The following is a 16,676-nucleotide window of genomic DNA, read 5'->3' on the forward strand; positions in this document are numbered from 1 at the left end:
TCCCCGGTCCCGATGCCGGCGCTCACCGTACCCAAGATCACCGGCGGCCCGCGTCCCCCTTTCGCCCGGCGGCTTGACCCTCGACCCGGTCGAACCGGCACGGTCGGCGGCATGACCTCCTCCGTTCTGGGCCGGGACTTCCGGCTGCTCTGGTCCGCCGCCGTGGCGTCCCGCTTCGGGGACGCGCTGCGGACGCCGGCGCTGGCGCTGCTGGCGGCCACGCTGACCCGCGACCCCCGGGTCATCGCCGCGGTCACCGTGGCCGCGCAGATACCGCCGCTGCTCTTCGGCCTGCTCGGCGGGGTGTACGCGGACCGCTGGGACCGCCGCCGGACGATGGCCGGCATCGACGGGGCACGCGCCGCAGTGGTGGCGGCGGTGGCCGTGGCGGTGGCCGTCGACCGGGCCGGCATCGGGCTCCTGCTGGTGGCGGCGTTCCTGCTCGCCGCGCTGGGAACGCTCTTCGACGCCGTCTCCTTCGCGATGCTCCCGGCCCTGGTGCCGCCGACCGCGCTGCCCCGGGCGAACGGTCGCCTCCAGGCCGGCTCGGCGGTGGCCGGGGGTTTCCTCGGCGCTCCCGCCGCCGGTGTCCTGTTCGCCGCCGCTCCCGCCCTCCCGTTCGCTCTCGACGCCGTCACCTTCGCGGTGGCCGCCCTGCTCGTGATCGCCCTCACCGCTCCGGCCCCCGTACCCGCCACGCCGGCGACCGGGCGCGCGTCGGTGTGGGGCGACGTCGTCGAGGGAGTGCGGTGGCTGCGCGCGCACCGGACCATGTGGCGGGTCACCCTGCTCGCCGCGGCGAGCAACCTGGCGATCTCCGGCCTGATGGCGGTGCTGGTGCTCTACGCGCTGGACGTGTTGCGGATACCGCCGGCCGGGTACGGGCTGTTCGCCGCGTCGGTGATCCTCGGCGGGGTCGCCGGGGCGCTGGCATCGGACCGGCTCGCCGCCCGGCTCGGCACCGTACCCGCGCTGGGTGCGGTTCTCGCCACGCAGACCGTGGCGCTGACCGGTTTCGCGCTGGCCCGGCATCCGGTGCCGGGCGGGTTCGCGCTTGCCGTCTTCGCCGCCGGGACGGTGGTGTGGAACAGCCTGTGGGCGTCGTACGGTCAGCGGGAGGTGCCGTCGAGGCTGCTCGGTCGGGTCGGCGCCGCCCAGCGGATGATCGGTCTGCTCACCGCGCCGGTCGGCGCGGGGCTGGCCGGGCTGGTCGCCGCCGCCCATGGGACGGTCCCGGTGGTGGGCGCGGCGGCGGGCGTCTTCGCGCTGGTGACGGTGGTGGCGTGGCGGATCCTGCGACCGGCCGGAAAATCGGTCCAACCTTTTCCGCCCTCCCGTGCGTCTGTCGGGTGACGCGCACCGCGGGCGGCCGGAAGGGGTGCGGATGGGATCGACGGCGGACGACGGCCGCGACGGCTACCTCGCGTTCGTGGAAGGCAACCAGCACCGGCTCCTGCGCGCGGCCTTCCTGATCTGTGGCAACCGGCACCAGGCCGAGGACCTTCTCCAGGACGCCCTGCTGAAGCTGGCGCTGCGCTGGACCTCGGTCCGCGACGGCGATCCCGCCGCGTACGTGCGGGCCATCCTCTACCGCGACGCGGTGTCCTGGTGGCGACGTCGTCGCCGGGAGTGGCTCAGCGCCACGCCGCCGGAGCGGGCCGCGCCGGACCGGGACGGCGCGCTGCGGCTGACCCTGCACGACGCGCTGGGGACGCTGCCGCCGCGGCAGCGGGCCGTGCTGGTGCTGCGTTACTACGAGGACCTGACCGAGGTCGCCACGGCCGAGGCGCTCGGGGTGACCGTCGGCACCGTGAAGAGCCAGTGCCACCTGGCGCTGCGGCGGCTCCGGGAGGTTGCTCCCGCCCTCACCGGGGACGACCGACCGGGTCGGGGCGCCAACGGTGTGGAGGTGAACCAGTGAACGAGCAAGACCTGCGCGACCTGTTCACCGTCACCGTGCAGGACGTGCTGCCCAGCGCACCGGCGTCGGACGGCTGGGATCGGGCGCGACGTACCCGACGTACCCGACGGGCCGTCGGCGCGGTCGTCGTGGCCGTGGCGTTGGCCGGCGGCGCGGCGGTCGCCCTGCGACCGTCCCCCGATCCACGCCTGGCCCATCCGGTGGCGCCGACCGTCGCGCCCACCCACGCCGATCCCGTGCAGCGCCCGCCCGCCAAGCTGACGTACCCACCCGATCCGCTGAGCCGGATCAGCGGCCCGCCGACCGTGGCGCTGTCCGCCCGACCGGTCCAGCGGGCGCTGGCGCTGTTCCAGCCGCTGAGCGAGGAGGGTCAACCGGACGGTGTGATCCGGATCCTCGGCGACGACGGCGTGGTCCGCAGTCTGGACGTGGTGACGCCGGCACCCACCTGGGATGAGAGCGGCAACGAGGCGACAGCGGTCAAGCCGGGAGTCCTGTCGCCGGACGGTCGGTGGGCAGCTTTCGCGCAGACCAACGAGCTGATCATGGTCGACCTCACCACGGCGGGCGTACGTCGCATCCCCCTCGAGGGCTACCTGGAGTTGGTGGTGTGGGCGCACGACCGGGTGCTGGTCGGCGGCGACGACCGGACGTACGTGGTGCAGCGGGACACCGAGGCGGCCAGCACCACCGACCTGTCGGCCTGGCATGTGGTCACGCCCGATCCGGAGGCCGGTCGCGGGGCGGCTCTGCTCGAGCTGGTCGGCGAGCGCGGTGGCCTGAAGCTGCAGAGCCGGACGGCCCTCGACGGCCCGGTCCGCTCCGAACAGCCGATCACCGTGGACTCGCTTCCGCCGCCCTATCAGGTGAACGAGTTCTACGGCCGGGGTTGGCTGCACGGGGGCCGGTTGGCCAGCGCCGCGTGGATCGTCAACGCCCACATCAGCGGCGCGGAGGGGGTGGCCGTGCTGGACTCGCGCACCGGCTCGGTGACCCACCTGCTCGACCTCGGGCGGGACCGCGCCAAGGGCTGCTGCCCGGTGTTGGGCTGGGACAACAAGGGCGCGGTGCTGCTGCGCCTGGAACCGGCCGCCCTGGCGCGCTGGGACCCGGAGACCGGCGAGATCACCGGGATCATCGCCGAGCTGCGCGGCGTGCTGGCGCTGGCCGGCTGAGCAGCGGAGTGCTGGCGCTGGCCGGCGGAAGAGCGGGCGTGCTGGTACTGGCCGGCTGAGCAGCGTGGCGTGCTCAGCCGGCCGAGCTTGCGTCTCAGGCGGCGATGCCGCCGGGCTGGTCGCCCTTCACCACCGGCGCCCGGACCAGGTTGCCCCACTCCGTCCACGAGCCGTCGTAGTTGCGCACCTGCGGGTAGCCGAGCAGGTGCCGCAGCACGAACCAGGTGTGGCTGGACCGCTCGCCGATCCGGCAGTACGCGATCACGTCGTCGTCCGGGCTGAGCCCGAGCTGGTCGGCGTAGATCGCCTTCAGCTCGTCGGCGGACTTGAACGTCCCGTCCTCGTTCGCGGCGGACTTCCACGGCTTGTTGACCGCGCCCGGGATGTGCCCACCCCGCAGCGCGCCCTCCTGCGGGTAGTCCGGCATATGCAGCATCTCGCCGGTGTACTCGCCCGGGGACCGGACGTCGACCAGCGGCCGGCCCACCGCGATGTGGGCCATCACCTGCTCGCGGAACGCGCGCAGCGGCGCGTCGTCCCGCAGCGGCACCGGGTAGTCGGCGCGGGGCCGGGCCGGCTTGTCGCGGGTCAGCTCTCGCCCCTCGGCGACCCACTTCTGCCGGCCGCCGTCGAGCAGCCGCACGTCGGCGTGGCCGAAGAGCGAGAAGACCCAGAGGGCGTACGCGGCCCACCAGTTGAAGTTGTCGCCGTAGAAGACGACGGTGTCGCCCCGACCGATGCCCTTCGCGGCGCACATCTCGGCGAAGCTGGTCGCGTCGAGATAGTCCCGGGTGACCTGGTCGTTCAGGTCGAGGTGCCAGTCGACCTTGACGGCGCCGGGGAGGTGACCGGATTCGTAGAGCAGGACGTCCTCGTCGGACTCGACCACGACGAGGCCCTCGTCGCCCAGGTGCTCGGCCAACCAGTCGGTGGTGACCAGCCGCCGCGGGTCGGCGTACGACTGGAGGCGGGGATCAGGATCGTTCGGCACAGACATGAGCCCCAAGGTACGCCGCGACACCGCCGGGCGGTCCGCCATCGGGGATCGGGGGGTCAGGGGTGTCGCAGCTAACGCCGCGCGTTCAGGCGCGTCGGTGCACGATCCGGCCGGCGACCACGGTCGCGAGGCAGGTTCCGTCGACGTCGTGCACCGACAGGTCCGCCCGACCACCGGTCACCAGGGTCGGTGCCACTGGTCCGGCCAGCACCAGCAGGTCACTGCGGTCGACGGCGCCCCGTAGTGCCGGATCGGCCAGACGGTCGGCCAGTACCGCCGTCACTCCGGTACGCAGCAGCGCGTGCACCCGCTCGCGCGGGGTGGGCGCTGCCGGCAAGGGCTCGGCCCACAGCCGGCCCGGCCCCAGCGTGCCGGGCCAGCGACGGACCCGTACCTCCGGGTGGGCCTCGGTCAACTCGGCCAGCGAGCCGACCGCCTCGATACGGTCGCCGCTGACCAGCACGCCGTGCTCCGGCACCGGCTCGCCGTCCCGTTCGAGGCGCAGCAGCGGCGCGGTGTGCAACGTGCGCACGTTTCAGTCGGCGATCGGCCCGAGCAGCGGGCGCTTCGCGGTCACCGTGTCGCCGGACGACCGGCCGGTGAGCCGCCGCTTGATCCACGGGGCCAGGTACTGCCCGGCCCAGCGCAGGTCGGACGCACGCGCGGCGAGCCACGGCGACGGCGCCGGGTGCGGCGGGACCAGCAGCCACTCCTCGTCACAGCCCACGCCGAGCGCGTTCAACACCTGCCCGGCGACCCGTCGGTGACCGGCCGGGGAGAGGTGCAGCCGGTCGGTGCTCCACAGCATCGGGTTGAGGAACGTGTCGTCGGCGTACAGGTCGACCAGGATCGCGCCGTGCCGCGCGGCGGTCTCGCCGACCGCCTGGTTGAGCAGTTGCACCCGGGGAGCGACGAGACGCTGGCCGGGCAGGCGTGCCATCACGTCCGCGAATCGGAAGAGCAGCACGTCCGCGCCGCCCGAGCGGAGCTGCCGGACGACATCGTCGAAGCGGGAGACCAGCGTCTCCGGATCGAAGGTGCGGCGCAGCACGTCGTTGCCGCCGGCCGCGAAGCTGATCAGGTCGGGCCTCATCGCCACCGCGGAGGGCACCTGCTCGGCGACCACGCTCGGGAAGAGCCGACCCCGGATGGCCAGGTTCGCGTACCGGAAGTCGGGGCCCGCCTCGGCGGCGAGCCGGGTCGCGACCAGGTCGGCCCAACCCCGGAAGGTGCCATCCGGGTACGCGTCGTCCATACCCTCGGTGAAGCTGTCCCCGACCGCGACAAAACTGCGCCAGCGCACCCGCGCCCCCTCACGCCACCCGTTGCCTGCGGCGACAGTCTTTCACCGCAGGCGCGTCGGCCGGTGCCCCGACCGGCCGACGTGGCGGAGGTCATGCGCGCGCCTCGATCGAGGGCCGTGCCTGAGCCCAGCGCCGGGCTCGACCGCCTTGATCGACACGAGGTCGTTGATTTGGGGTATCGGAGTCGAGTTGATACCCCGACTTCGGCGAACTCGTGTCGATCAACCGCAACTGCGGCCCGGGACGGTGTCGCCAATCCGGCGGATGTCGGGGTGCCCTCGCTCGCCAGCAGGCCCCACAATGGAGGGCCGGTCACCGGGCCGGGTAGCGGGGAGGGCCTAGTTGAGTCAGGCAAGCGAGCCGAGCCCCGCCGGGCCGGCACCGGCGGCGGACACACCGTCGCGCACCACGCGGACCCGTCAGATCCGACTCGTGGGGCTCGTCGTCGCGCTGGCCGTGCTGGCCGCCGCCCTGGTCCCGATCGTCCTCGCCATGGGTCCGCCGACCCGGGACGAGTTGCTGGAGGACGCGCACCTCAAGGGCAAGCAGCAGCTCATCATCGGAGTGAAGGACGACCAGCCGGGCATCTCACAGCGCCTTCCGAACAACGTCTGGAAGGGCTTCGACGTCGACATCGCGTACATGATCGCGAGCTATCTCGGCTTCGACCACTCGCAGGTGCGTTTCGTGCCGATCGAGAGTGAGGACCGGGCCCGCCGGCAGGCCCAGGACGGCGAGGGTTTCGTCACCGTCGACCTGGTCATCGCCTCGTACAGCATCAACGACAAGCGCCGGGAGGAGGGCGCGGTCTTCTCGGCCGCGTACCTGCATACCGAGCAGTCGGTGGTGACGTTGGAGGACTTCAAGGGCCAGGTGAGCAGCCTGGAGGACCTGCGCGGCCTGACCGTCTGCTCGCTGACGACCTCGACGTCCATCCAGCGCCTCGCCGAGGCCGGCGCGACGCCGGTGGGCCGGAACCGGATCAGCGAGTGCATCCAGGAGATGTACGACGGCAAGGTGCAGGCGGTCACCACCGACGCGGCGATCCTCGCCGGTTTCGTCACCGGTGACCGGCCGGGCGACGACGGCCAGCGGTTCACCGTGACCCTGAAGAACGTCAAACCGCTGCGGCACTGGGACATCGGCTCGTCGCCGCAGGAGCGGTGGGGCGTCAACACCGGCCCCAACAAGGCCCTGCTCGACCTGGTCGACCTGGCTCTCTACGAGTCGGCCAAGGACGAGGAGAACTCGGCCTGGGAGAACGCGTTCAACGCCAACCTCCGATGGCAGCAGGGATACAACCTCCCGCAGCCGGTCGCGGAGCAGCAGCAACCCGATCCGAGGAAGGTGGAGGTGCGACAGTGGCCGTGGGAGAGGATCGCCCTGCCGCCCCCGGCGCACCCCGGGTCGTCACCGGTTCACACTGGGCCGTTCGCCCGCGTCGGATGGCGGGGGCGCGGCAGGCGCAACAGTGGCTGCTGACCCTCCTACCCGCCTTCCCCGTCCTCCTGCTGGTGCTGCGGCTCTGGCAGCTCAGCCAGCAGGACATGTCCACGATGCTGCTGCTGGTCCAGTACGTCAGCCCGCTCGGCCTGCTCAGCGCCCTCCTGATCGCCCTGGTGTGGGCGTTCCCCGTCGTCGTGCTCACCTTCGGCGTCCTCGGTCGACTGCTCCGGCTCAGCGCTCCTGACCGGTTCGACCCGGAACGCTCACTGCTCGCCTCGGGGACGGCACGTACCCCCGGGTGGGTGATCAGCGCGGCGGTCGCGCTGGGGGCGCTCACCTGGCAGCTCCGCTTCCTACCGTCGCTGCTGATGCTCGGCCTCTGGCTGCTGGCGCTGCGGACCCGTTACCTGCACCCGGATCAGCCAATGCGCATCCTGTTCGTCAGCGTGGCCCTGCCGTTGGCGGCGGCGGTCCTGGCGTACAGCGTGCTCGGCCCGGCGATCTGGACGGCGTACCGGGAGGGCGAGCTGGCCACCGCCGCCCTGTTGGCGGTCCCGCCCGCCGCCACCCTGCTGCTCACCGGCCCGATCCCCGACTGGATCGCCCCGACGCTGACCCACGGCCTGGCGTTCACGGTCGCCGCCGTGCTCCCCGTGGTGATGGGCGCGGTCTTCCTCCGGGTGCCGGTGCTGCCCACCGCCGCGATCGAGGTGCTTCCGAAGCACACCACCGAGACGGCGACCCCGAGCCCGACCACGAGCCCGACGCCTGCCTCGACGTCCCCGGCGGCGAGCGCTGGCACCGCGGCCCGCGACGGTACGGCCGAGGGCGGCCGGGAGGTGGTGCTCGGGGCGCTCATCACGGTCACCGACACGTCGACGATCGTGCTGGACCGCACGGCCGCCGTGCGGTTCCTGCCCAACGACTGGGTCGAGTCGCAGGTCCTCTGCCCGCAGGCGGCGGCGGTGCCGTACAGCCTCGTATCGGTGGGCGGTTGGCCGGTGGAGGAGACCGCCCTGGACTGGATGATGCCCCGCCGGCCGGTGGTCGATCCGGACGTGCGCTGCGAGGGCCGCCTTCCCGGCACCGGATGACAGCGCGAAGAGGCAGCTCACCAGCCGTGATCAACGCCGTGACGACGACCGTCACGCGGACCTCAAAAGGGCGGGCCACCCGAGGATGACCCGCCCTTTCCCGCCCGTCGTCAGTTCACGACGGCGAGGATCCGAATGTCCTTCAGGCTGGCCGGTTCGGCGGTCTCGGCGATCTTCTTGCCGTTCTCGTCCACCAACAGCACGGCGTACCCGCTGCCGGACTGGACCCGCACGACCATCGAACCGTCAGTGCGGAAGAACACCTGCCGCGACTTTCGGCCCTCGAGTGGCAGTCGGATCTCCTCGCCCGTTCGGGTATCGCGCACCACGCCGACGTTCCCGTACTCGCTGCCGGGGTCGGGTTGGTACAGGGCGACGCGATCGCCATTCGGCGAGAGGCTGGTGACGTCCCCGTTTCGCCAGGTGCCCGTCGGGCCCAGCCCCGGCATGTCCCGCTTCCGGTTGCCGCTGCTGTCGAAGAGGGTCACACCACCATCGGTGTTGATCATCGCGATGACCTCGCCGTCAGACGACCAACGAGCACCACATCCCGTGTTCTTGTTGGCCCACCAGCGCACGGTCTTCTTGGGTGACTGCGTGTCCAGCACCCCAACCCGGCCAGGCCCAACCGTCGGATCCCACTCGCGGAACAGCAGGTACCGCCCATCCGGCGACCAGACCGGGTTGACGCAGGTCTGCTCGACCTCCTTGCGCATCTGCTGCCGGTCTGAGCCGTCGACGTTGGCCGTGTAGAGGTTGGTGTTGCCGTCGGCGTCGAGCTGCACCCAGGCAACCCGGTGCCCGTTCGGCGAGATGTTCGCGCGGATCGACGCCGCGGGGTCCGGCAGAGCCGCCAGTCGCACCACACTGTCCCCCGGGCGCCAGGACCGTAGATTCGCGTTCCTGGCGTCGACCCCCGAGGAGCGGCCGTAGAAGAGCTTCCCGAACTCTACGGCCGAGGCGTTCGTGCCGGACCCACTGCTGGGCGGCGGGCTGCCGGGGGCGTCGACGCTGACTGACGGCGTCGAGGCGGGCGACTGCCTCGGCGCTGCGGTGACCGACGGGCCGTCCGCGGGCAGCGGGTTCGGGGACTGGTCCGGCCGGATGGCGAACGCGGTGCCGGCCGCCGCCGCGATCAGCACCAGAGCAGCGGCCGAGGTGGCCACCGCGCGCTGGACGCCGAGCCGGCGGGACGTGCGCAGCGTACGGTCCCGCAGGTCAACCGAGGTGACCTCGTCGGCCAGGGCAGCCAGGTCGAGCCGGAGGCGCTCGTCGTTCATCGGTTGCTTCCTTCCAGGACGTACTGCTCGGCGAGCTCGGGTGCCACGGCGCGCAACCTGGCCAGGGACTTGGCCGTCTGGCTCTTCACGGTGCCGACCGTGACACCGAGCAGGTCGGCGGCCTCCGCCTCGGTGCGGTCCTCGAAGAACCGCAGCACCAGCACGGCACGTTGTTTCGGGGAGAGCTTCGCCAGCGCCGCCCGCAGGGTGAGTCGCAGGCTGGTCTGGTGGGCGTGGTCGGGGGTCGAGCCGCCTCCGCGTGGCTCGGGCAGGTCGCCCGGCATCGACTCGGGTATCCGACGGCGGCGCCACCAGGACACCTGCAGGTGGTACATGGTCTTGCGGGTGTACGCCTCGGCGTTGCCGCTGTGGTGCAGGCGGCTCCAGGAGCGGTGGGTCCGGGCCAACGCCGACTGGACGAGATCCTCGGCCAGGTGCTGGTCGCCGGTGAGCAGGTAGGCCGAGCGCAACAGCGCCGGGGTACGGGTACGGACGAACGAGTCGAACTCACTCAGCAGAGGGTCCACACGTGCCGATCCTTGGGGTAGTGGTGCGGGAGAGACATGATGCTTCTCCAGACGTCGCCCTGGGCAACGGTGGTTGCCGCCCGGACGGGTCAGTTTCGACGACCGCGACGAGACTGGCCGGCCGGTGGCGCGCTGGGCGAATTGGGTCGCCTGGACGATCAGCCCGGCCCTAGGCTGCGCGAATGCTGCTACGCATGTCGACCCTGTTGCTGCGGACCCTGCGCGAGGATCCGGCCGACGCGGAGGTGCCGAGCCATCGGCTGCTGCTGCGCGCCGGGTACATCCGCCGCGCCGCGCCGGGCGGCTACACGTGGCTGCCGCTGGGCAAGCTGGTGCTGGACCGGATCACCGAGGTGGTGCGCGCAGAGCTGAACGCGATCGGCGACCAGGAGGTGCACTTCCCGGCGCTGCTGCCCGCCGAGCCGTACCGCACCAGCGGCCGGTGGACGGAGTATGGCGACCTCCTCTTCACCCTCGCCGACCGGCGCGGCGCCGAGCACCTGCTGGCGCCCACCCACGAGGAGATGGCGGCGCTGCTGGTCAAGGACGTGTTCACCTCGTACCGGGACTTCCCGGTGACGCTCTACCAGGTGCAGACGAAGTTCCGCGACGAGGCGCGGCCCCGGGCCGGTGTGCTGCGCGGCCGGGAGTTCCTGATGAAGGACGCGTACTCCTTCGACCTGGACGAGGCGGGCCTGCGGGATGCGTACGCCCGGCACCGGGCGGCGTACCAGCGGATCTTCGATCGGCTGGGCCTGGACCACACGGTGGTGCACGCGATGTCCGGCGCGATGGGCGGCTCGGCGTCGGAGGAGTTCCTGGCCTCGACGCCGGTCGGCGAGGACACCTTCGTCGGCTGTACCGCCTGCGACTACGCGGCGAACACCGAGGCGGTCGTCACCCGCGCGCCCGCTGCGGGCGACCTCGACGCCAAGCCGGCGGCGCAGGTGCACGACACCCCGGAGACTCCGACGATCGCCAGCCTGGTCGAGCTGGCGAACAGCCGGCGGCTGGGTGACCGCGACGACTGGACCGCCGCCGAGACCCTGAAGAACGTCGTCCTGACCGTGCGTCAGCCCGGGGCGGACCGCGCCGAACCCCTGGTGGTCGGGCTGCCCGGGGACCGGGAGGTCGACCTGAAGCGGCTCGCCGCCGCGCTGGAGCCGGCGCAGGTGACGGTCTTCGAGGAGTGGGCCGACCATCCGGAGCTGGTACGCGGTTACCTCGGCCCGCAGGTGCTCGCCAAGCTGGGCATCCGCTACCTGGTCGATCCCCGGGTGGTGACCGGCTCGGCATGGCTGACGGGCGCGAACGAGCCGGGTCGGCACGCCACCGACGTGGTCTGCGGCCGGGACTTCACGCCCGACGGCACGATCGAGGCGGCCGAGGTACGTGCCGGCGACGCCTGCCCCGACTGCGCCGACGGCGAGCTGACCATCCGGCGGGGCATCGAGATCGGGCACATCTTCCAGCTCGGTCGCCGGTACACCGACGCGTTCGCCGTCGACGTGCTCGGGCCGGCCGGCAAGCCGGTCCGACCCACCATGGGTTGCTACGGCATCGGGATCTCCCGAGCGGTCGCGGCCATCGCCGAACAGCACCACGACGAGCATGGGCTGCGCTGGCCGGCGGCGGTCGCGCCGTGCGACGTACACCTGGTGGTGGCGGGCAAGGGCCCGCAGCTCGACGCGGCGCTGGACCTCGGCGGGCGGTTGGCCGCCGCTGGCGTGCGCGTGCTGGTCGACGACCGCACGCACGTCTCGGCCGGGGTGAAGTTCACCGACGCCGAGCTGATCGGCATCCCGCGCGCCGTCGTGGTCGGCCGCCGTCTGAGCGACGGGTACGTCGAGCTGCGCGAGCGGGCCGGTGACCGGCGGACGGAACTGCCGGTGGACGCCGTGGTGGAGCGGATCGTCGACGAGGTCGGCCGCGAGCGTGCGAACCTGGTGTAGCCGCCGCGTCACGGGGTAGTGCAGTCGGATCGGGTGAAGCGTCTTCGGAGGATCTCATGACCGGTTACCGGGTCAGCGACGTGATGACCAAGCAGGTCGTGTACCTGTCGGCGGAGACCACCCTGGACGAGGCGGCCAGGGTGATGAAGGAGGCGGACATCGGCGACGTGGTGGTCACCGACGGCGCCACCCTCGCCGGCATGCTCACCGACCGGGACATCGTGGTCCGGGCGGTCGCCGAGAACGCGTCTCCGGCGTCGACCACCATCGGCTCGATCGTCACCCGCGAGGTGGTCATGATCGAGCAGCACTGCACGGCCGGGGAGGCCGCGGCGCTCATGCGGGACCGGGGTATCCGGCGGGTGCTGGTCTGCGACAGCGACCGCAAGCTGGTGGGCATCGTCTCGCTCGGTGACCTGGCCATGCAGCTCGACCCGACCAGCGCATTGAGTGAGATCAGCGAACAGTCGCCGACCACGTGAGCCGTCGGCGCCAGCGGTAGCCTCGACTCATGGCTGACATGCCGGCCCGACTGGCCGAGATCGTCGACGAGTTCGCCGCCGCGCCGCGCGACCTGGTGTTGGAGATGCTGCTGGAGTACGCGGACGTCATTCCCCTGCTGCCGGACGACGACACCGCGCGCGAGGGCATGGAGCAGGTGCCCGAGTGCCAGACCGCGTTCTTCCTGCGCGCCACCGTGACGCCGGACGGGGTGGTCGAGACGCTCTTCGACTGCCCGCCGGAGGCGCCGACCACCCGGGCGTTCGCCGGGATCCTCGCCGAGGGGCTGGCCGGCGCGAGCGCCGAGGAGGTGCTGGCGGTTCCGGACGATCTCTACCAGCGGATGGGCCTGGCCCAGGCGATCAGTCCGCTGCGGGTACGCGGGGGCACCGCGATCCTGGGCCGGCTCAAGCGGCAGGTCCGGGAACAACTCGGCTGAGCGGGCAGTTGCCACCGATCATGGAGATCGAGATCTACGCGGACGTGGTCTGCCCGTGGTGCTACCTGGGCAAGCGTCGCCTGGACGAGGCACTTGCCCGCTACGACGGTGAGGTGACCGTCCGCTACCGGCCGTTCCAGCTCGACCCGTCGCCGGTGCCCGAACCGCTCCCGGTGGTCGACGCGCTGGCCGACAAGTTCGGCGGTCCCGACCGGGCGCGGCAGATGGTCGAGCGGGTGGTCCAGGTCGCGGCGGGCGACGGGCTCCGGCTGGACTACGACCACGCGGTGGCCGCGAACACCTTCGACGCGCACCGGCTGGTCGGCTATGCCACCGAGCGCGACCGTCCTCGACTCCGACGAGCGGACCGCGGAACTCGCCGCCGACCTGGCCGCCGCCCGTGACCTGGGCATCACCAGCGTGCCGACGTTCGTGCTGGCCGGAAAGTACGCGCTAAGCGGCGCCCAGGAGACGTCCACGCTGCTCGCCGCGCTGGCCGAGGTCGAACAGCGGGAGGCCGCTGCCGGTCAGGCGTGATGTTTCACGTGCAACGGTATCGATGCTGATGCCTGGTCAGGCCGGCCTGGCCAGGCCTTCCACCACCTGCGCGCCGGGCAGTGCGCCCAGCGCCGGTCCGGGCAGCGCGATCTTGCTGTGCCGTACGCCGGACCCGATGATCACGTGCGGGGTGGCGATCACCCGCGCGTCCACCAGGATCGGCCACTGCGCCGGCAGCCCGATCGGGGTGATGCCGCCGTACTCCATGCCGGTCAACTCGACCGCGTCGGTCATCGGGGCGAAGCTCGCCTTGCGGACGTCCAGCGCCCTGCGGGCCACCCCGTTCACGTCGGCCCGCGTGGTCGCCAGCACGATGCAGGCCGCGTAACGGACCACACCCTCGCGCTTGCCGGCCACCACGACGCAGTTGGCCGACACGTCCAACCCCACCTCGTACGCGGCACAGAACTCCGCCGTGTCGGCGAGGTCGGCGTCGATCGGCGCGACCAGCACGTCGTCGACGTCGACCGGCGCTTCGGCGGGCCACTGGGCGATGGCCTCCGCGACCGGCGGGGCGAGCAGATCGAGGCGGGCACGGGCCGGTTCGGTCTTCAACGTTCCCATCACGGATGCGATCCTCGCACCCGTGCCGCCGGATCGCCCGTCGACACCGGCGACGTCCCGCGACGCCACGTCCACGTCGCGGCTCAACTGCCCGCGAGGAACGCGTTGTTGCGCATGAACGAGCGGTCGCGGTCGGCCGCCAGCTCCTCTTCGCGTCGGGCCCGGGCCCGCTGAAGCTCCAGGTCCTCCAGCGCGTGCCGGACGCCCAGCCGGATCACGCCGTAGAGGAACACGAAACCGAAGACGTAGAGGATCACCGTGGTGACGACAACGAACATGGCGTCACCGTAAGACGAACGTGAACCGGCGCATCTCTCATCTCCGCGCGGTTCCCCCGTACGTGTCCGGGGCACCGGGACCTCACCTCGACTTGACCAGGTCCAACACCGTGAGCAGCGCGAAGAACGCGATCACGATCTCGTTGACGATCCACGCGTGCCCCTCGGCCCAGCTCCGCATCCGGGCGAGCACCCGCGCGGCCTTCGACCCGAGCAGCACCAGCGCCAGCAGCGGCACGGCGAGCAGCAGCACGGTGAGCAGCACGAACGGCACCAGGTGCCACCACGGAAGGTCGTGCCGGGCCACGGTCGCGCCCACCGTGGCCATGGTGAGGTCGTCGGTGGGTGTCACCACGAAGAGCAGCGCGCCCGTACGCGCCGCCCAGCGCGGATCGGCGTGACTGACGCTGCCCAGCCATCGTGGCGGCCCGGAGCGGTCGCGGCGTACCCAGATCACCACGGCCATGACCACCAGCAGCGCGAGGACCACCAGGTCGATGGCCGGACCACTGTCGACCTTGCGGGCGGCCGTGCTGGCGTCGTTCGCCAGCCCGCCCAGCACCCGGGTCAGCAACCAGCTCACCGTCACGCCGGCGACCACCACCAGTCCGGCGCCGGCGAGGAAGCCGGACGACGCGGCCCGGGGCCGGTCGGACGAGGCGAGGAAGATCGCCACGACCAGTTGGGTCCCGGCGACCATCACCACGGCCAGCGGCAGGACGGTCAGGAAGCTCACCGCTGCCATCCTGACGCCCGACCGGGACCGATGCGCCGAATCGGCGGTGGATCACCCGCCCGGCCGGGTACTCCCCGGCACCACCACCCGGCCGGCCAGCAACGCGCCGAACAACGCCAGACCAGCCGCCACCACGAGCGTCACCAGATAGCTCGACGGGCCGGGCGCGCTCCCCGCAGCCAGAACGGCGCCGGTGAGCGCCAGCACGGTCGCCGCGAAGAGGGAGTCGCCCAGTTGCAGCGACGAGCTGTTGCGGCCCTGCTCACCGGGTGCGGACAGCTCCAACGTGAGCACCGACAACGACGGGTAGAGCAGCCCCATGCCGAGCCCGGCGACCGCCCAGCCCAGCACGGCGACGGCCACCGGCACCTCGGGTCGGACGGCCAGCGCCACCGTCGCCGTACCGGCCGTGATCGCGCACAGGCCGACGCGCGGCAGGCTGGCCCGGGAGGCCGGCACCGGAATTCGGCCCTGTATCCAGGAGCCCACCGACCAGGCCAGCGCGCCCACGGTGAGGACCAGCCCGGCGGCGGTCGGCGACAGTCCCCGCTCCCGGGACAGCATCAACGGGATGACCACCTCGGCGCCGACGAACGCCGCCGACGCCAGACCCCGCAGACCGACGACGGTGGGCAGCCCCCGGCCCGCCCGGAGGAACCCGGCTGGTAGCAGGCGCGGAGCGCAGATCACCAGACCGGCCAGGGCGAGCGCGATCACCGTCAGGGCCGCCACGCCGCGCTGCTGCCCCCCGATGTGCAACAGTGCGGCGCTCGCGCCCGCCCCGCAGGCCCAACCGATGCGGGCGACCGCGCCGACCGGCGGCCGCGTCGCCACGGTCGCGTCGAGCGACCGCAGGCCCGGCTGGATCAGCAGCACCGCCGGGACGGCCACCGCCGGAACCACGAGAAAGACCCACCGCCAGCCCAGGTACTCGACGATCAGCCCGGCCAGCGCCGGCCCGACCAGCGAGGGTACGACCCACGCCGCCGCGAACGCGGCGAAGATCCGCCGGTGCAGTTCCTCCGGGTACGCCTGCCCGACGATGACGTAGAGCGCGACCGAGAGCAGCCCGGAGCCGAAGCCCTGCACCACCCGGCCGACCACCAGTGCCGCCATCGCCTGCGCCGTACCGGCGATCAGCAGTCCCACCACGAACCAGGCGACGCCGTGCCACATCGGCCCCCGGGGTCCCCGCGCGTCGCACCAGATGCCGGAGACGACCATCGCCAGCACACCGGCGGCGAACGGGCCGCCGAACGCGATGCCGTACAACGCCAGGCCGTCCAGACTGCGCGCCACGGTCGGCATGGCCGTGCCCACCGCCAGCGCCTCGAAGGCGAGCAGCGACACCAGCGCCACGCTGCCGACCGTCATCGCCCGCAGCCGAGACGTGAACAGCCCGACGGGCGCTGGGGCGAGGGTGGCGGTTCGGCTCGACATGCACCGAGCCTGCGACCTCAACCCGGATTCATGTCAACCGGGGCGTGACCCGGATCTCGTCAGGCTTCCTGGATCGCCTCCCCGACGCCGCGTACCAGTCCCGAGAAGTGCTGGTCCGCGAGGAGATGCCCGGCGGTGATCACCAAGGCGAGCGGCCACTCGATCACCTGCAACGCGGCCAGGACCCCGAGCCCGGCGTAGTAGGCGACCTTGCCCGGTGGCGGTACGGCCACCTCGCCCAGTATGGGCAACTCGACCCGCCGGCTGTACATCTGGACGTTCTCGCGTGAACCGTTGAGGTGTCGCGTCAGCGTGCTCATTCCGGCCTCCCCGTGTCCGGTGCTGGTCGTCGGATTCCACCGGCCACCCCGTCCATGCGCAGCCCGCCGCGCAAAGTTCCGGTCCGCCGAGGGGCATAACGGACGCCAGGTCGGGAAGCCAGGCCGCCGGACGCGAGGGCGGCG

The 16,676-nt window shown here is 72.2% G+C and carries 18 protein-coding genes and 1 pseudogene; 9 read left to right on the forward strand and 10 right to left on the reverse strand.

Going from position 1 to position 16,676, the window contains the following annotated elements; translation table 11 throughout:
• Positions 1–111 precede the first annotated feature (111 nt).
• Genes ACIBTX_RS05030 through ACIBTX_RS05040 form a run of 3 tightly spaced genes read left to right on the forward strand, consistent with a single transcriptional unit; the run spans position 112 to position 3,096 of the window.
• Positions 112–1,353 carry an MFS transporter gene (locus tag ACIBTX_RS05030; protein WP_396832059.1) on the forward strand — a complete coding sequence of 414 codons (1,242 nt, stop codon included), beginning with the start codon at positions 112–114 and terminating at the stop codon, positions 1,351–1,353.
• 31 nt (positions 1,354–1,384) lie between these two features.
• Positions 1,385–1,921 carry a SigE family RNA polymerase sigma factor gene (locus ACIBTX_RS05035; RefSeq protein ID WP_357129372.1) on the forward strand — a complete coding sequence of 179 codons (537 nt, stop codon included), beginning with the start codon at positions 1,385–1,387 and terminating at the stop codon, positions 1,919–1,921.
• Positions 1,918–3,096, forward strand: coding sequence for a hypothetical protein (locus tag ACIBTX_RS05040; RefSeq protein WP_357129369.1), 1,179 nt, complete (start codon positions 1,918–1,920; stop codon positions 3,094–3,096). Before ACIBTX_RS05035 ends, ACIBTX_RS05040 begins: the two co-directional genes overlap by 4 nt.
• A 94-nt stretch (positions 3,097–3,190) precedes the next feature.
• On the opposite strand, the gene ACIBTX_RS05045 is transcribed toward ACIBTX_RS05040, so the two are convergent.
• The 3 genes from ACIBTX_RS05045 to ACIBTX_RS05055 form a co-directional block, all read right to left on the reverse strand.
• Complete coding sequence (locus ACIBTX_RS05045; protein ID WP_357129366.1) at positions 3,191–4,093, reverse strand: sulfurtransferase; 903 nt, start codon at positions 4,091–4,093, stop codon at positions 3,191–3,193.
• An 85-nt stretch (positions 4,094–4,178) separates the two neighbouring features.
• Positions 4,179–4,625, reverse strand: a complete 447-nt coding sequence (locus ACIBTX_RS05050) for an imidazolonepropionase-like domain-containing protein (protein ID WP_357129363.1) — start codon at positions 4,623–4,625, stop codon at positions 4,179–4,181.
• Between the two features lie 3 nt (positions 4,626–4,628).
• Positions 4,629–5,396 carry an SGNH/GDSL hydrolase family protein gene (locus ACIBTX_RS05055; protein WP_357129360.1) on the reverse strand — a complete coding sequence of 256 codons (768 nt, stop codon included), beginning with the start codon at positions 5,394–5,396 and terminating at the stop codon, positions 4,629–4,631.
• A gap of 343 nt (positions 5,397–5,739) precedes the next feature.
• On the opposite strand from ACIBTX_RS05055, the gene ACIBTX_RS05060 reads away from it, so the two are divergent.
• Both ACIBTX_RS05060 and ACIBTX_RS05065 read left to right on the forward strand, forming a co-directional pair.
• Complete coding sequence (locus ACIBTX_RS05060) at positions 5,740–6,879, forward strand: transporter substrate-binding domain-containing protein (protein ID WP_357129357.1); 1,140 nt, start codon at positions 5,740–5,742, stop codon at positions 6,877–6,879.
• A complete protein-coding gene (locus ACIBTX_RS05065) occupies positions 6,843–7,937 on the forward strand; it encodes a hypothetical protein (RefSeq protein ID WP_357129354.1) in 1,095 nt (364 codons plus the stop codon). The genes ACIBTX_RS05060 and ACIBTX_RS05065 overlap by 37 nt, the downstream gene beginning before the upstream one ends.
• A 110-nt stretch (positions 7,938–8,047) precedes the next feature.
• Here ACIBTX_RS05065 and ACIBTX_RS05070 read toward each other — a convergent pair whose 3' ends face one another.
• Positions 8,048–9,217, reverse strand: a complete 1,170-nt coding sequence (locus ACIBTX_RS05070) for a hypothetical protein (protein ID WP_396832060.1) — start codon at positions 9,215–9,217, stop codon at positions 8,048–8,050.
• On the reverse strand, positions 9,214–9,744 hold the full coding sequence (locus ACIBTX_RS05075) for a SigE family RNA polymerase sigma factor (RefSeq protein ID WP_357129348.1): 531 nt from the start codon (positions 9,742–9,744) through the stop codon (positions 9,214–9,216). The genes ACIBTX_RS05070 and ACIBTX_RS05075 overlap by 4 nt, the downstream gene beginning before the upstream one ends.
• A 182-nt stretch (positions 9,745–9,926) precedes the next feature.
• On the opposite strand from ACIBTX_RS05075, the gene ACIBTX_RS05080 reads away from it, so the two are divergent.
• From ACIBTX_RS05080 to ACIBTX_RS05095, 4 genes and pseudogenes are all read left to right on the forward strand, one after another.
• Positions 9,927–11,696, forward strand: a complete 1,770-nt coding sequence (locus ACIBTX_RS05080; protein ID WP_396832061.1) for a proline--tRNA ligase — start codon at positions 9,927–9,929, stop codon at positions 11,694–11,696.
• Positions 11,697–11,752: 56 nt separating this feature from the next.
• Entirely contained in the window at positions 11,753–12,178 is a 426-nt protein-coding gene (locus tag ACIBTX_RS05085) for a CBS domain-containing protein (RefSeq protein ID WP_357129342.1), read from the forward strand.
• Positions 12,179–12,207: 29 nt separating this feature from the next.
• Entirely contained in the window at positions 12,208–12,636 is a 429-nt protein-coding gene (locus tag ACIBTX_RS05090) for a SufE family protein (protein ID WP_357129339.1), read from the forward strand.
• Positions 12,637–12,656: 20 nt separating this feature from the next.
• Positions 12,657–13,173: pseudogene (locus ACIBTX_RS05095) on the forward strand (DsbA family oxidoreductase).
• Between the two features lie 36 nt (positions 13,174–13,209).
• On the opposite strand, the gene ACIBTX_RS05100 reads toward ACIBTX_RS05095, so the two are convergent.
• The 5 genes from ACIBTX_RS05100 to ACIBTX_RS05120 form a co-directional block, all read right to left on the reverse strand.
• Positions 13,210–13,758, reverse strand: coding sequence for a YbaK/EbsC family protein (locus ACIBTX_RS05100; protein WP_357129854.1), 549 nt, complete (start codon positions 13,756–13,758; stop codon positions 13,210–13,212).
• 83 nt (positions 13,759–13,841) lie between these two features.
• Entirely contained in the window at positions 13,842–14,036 is a 195-nt protein-coding gene (locus tag ACIBTX_RS05105; RefSeq protein WP_357129333.1) for a hypothetical protein, read from the reverse strand.
• An 82-nt stretch (positions 14,037–14,118) separates the two neighbouring features.
• Positions 14,119–14,772: a GAP family protein gene (locus ACIBTX_RS05110; RefSeq protein ID WP_357129331.1), complete on the reverse strand. Its 654-nt coding sequence runs from the start codon at positions 14,770–14,772 to the stop codon at positions 14,119–14,121.
• Positions 14,773–14,823: 51 nt separating this feature from the next.
• Positions 14,824–16,212: an MFS transporter gene (locus ACIBTX_RS05115; RefSeq protein ID WP_357392223.1), complete on the reverse strand. Its 1,389-nt coding sequence runs from the start codon at positions 16,210–16,212 to the stop codon at positions 14,824–14,826.
• Between the two features lie 59 nt (positions 16,213–16,271).
• Positions 16,272–16,532, reverse strand: a complete 261-nt coding sequence (locus tag ACIBTX_RS05120; RefSeq protein ID WP_396832062.1) for a hypothetical protein — start codon at positions 16,530–16,532, stop codon at positions 16,272–16,274.
• Between the last annotated feature and the right edge of the window lie 144 nt (positions 16,533–16,676).

This window comes from Micromonospora sp. NPDC049359 (assembly GCF_044466585.1).
Taxonomy (GTDB): Bacteria; Actinomycetota; Actinomycetes; order Mycobacteriales; family Micromonosporaceae; genus Micromonospora.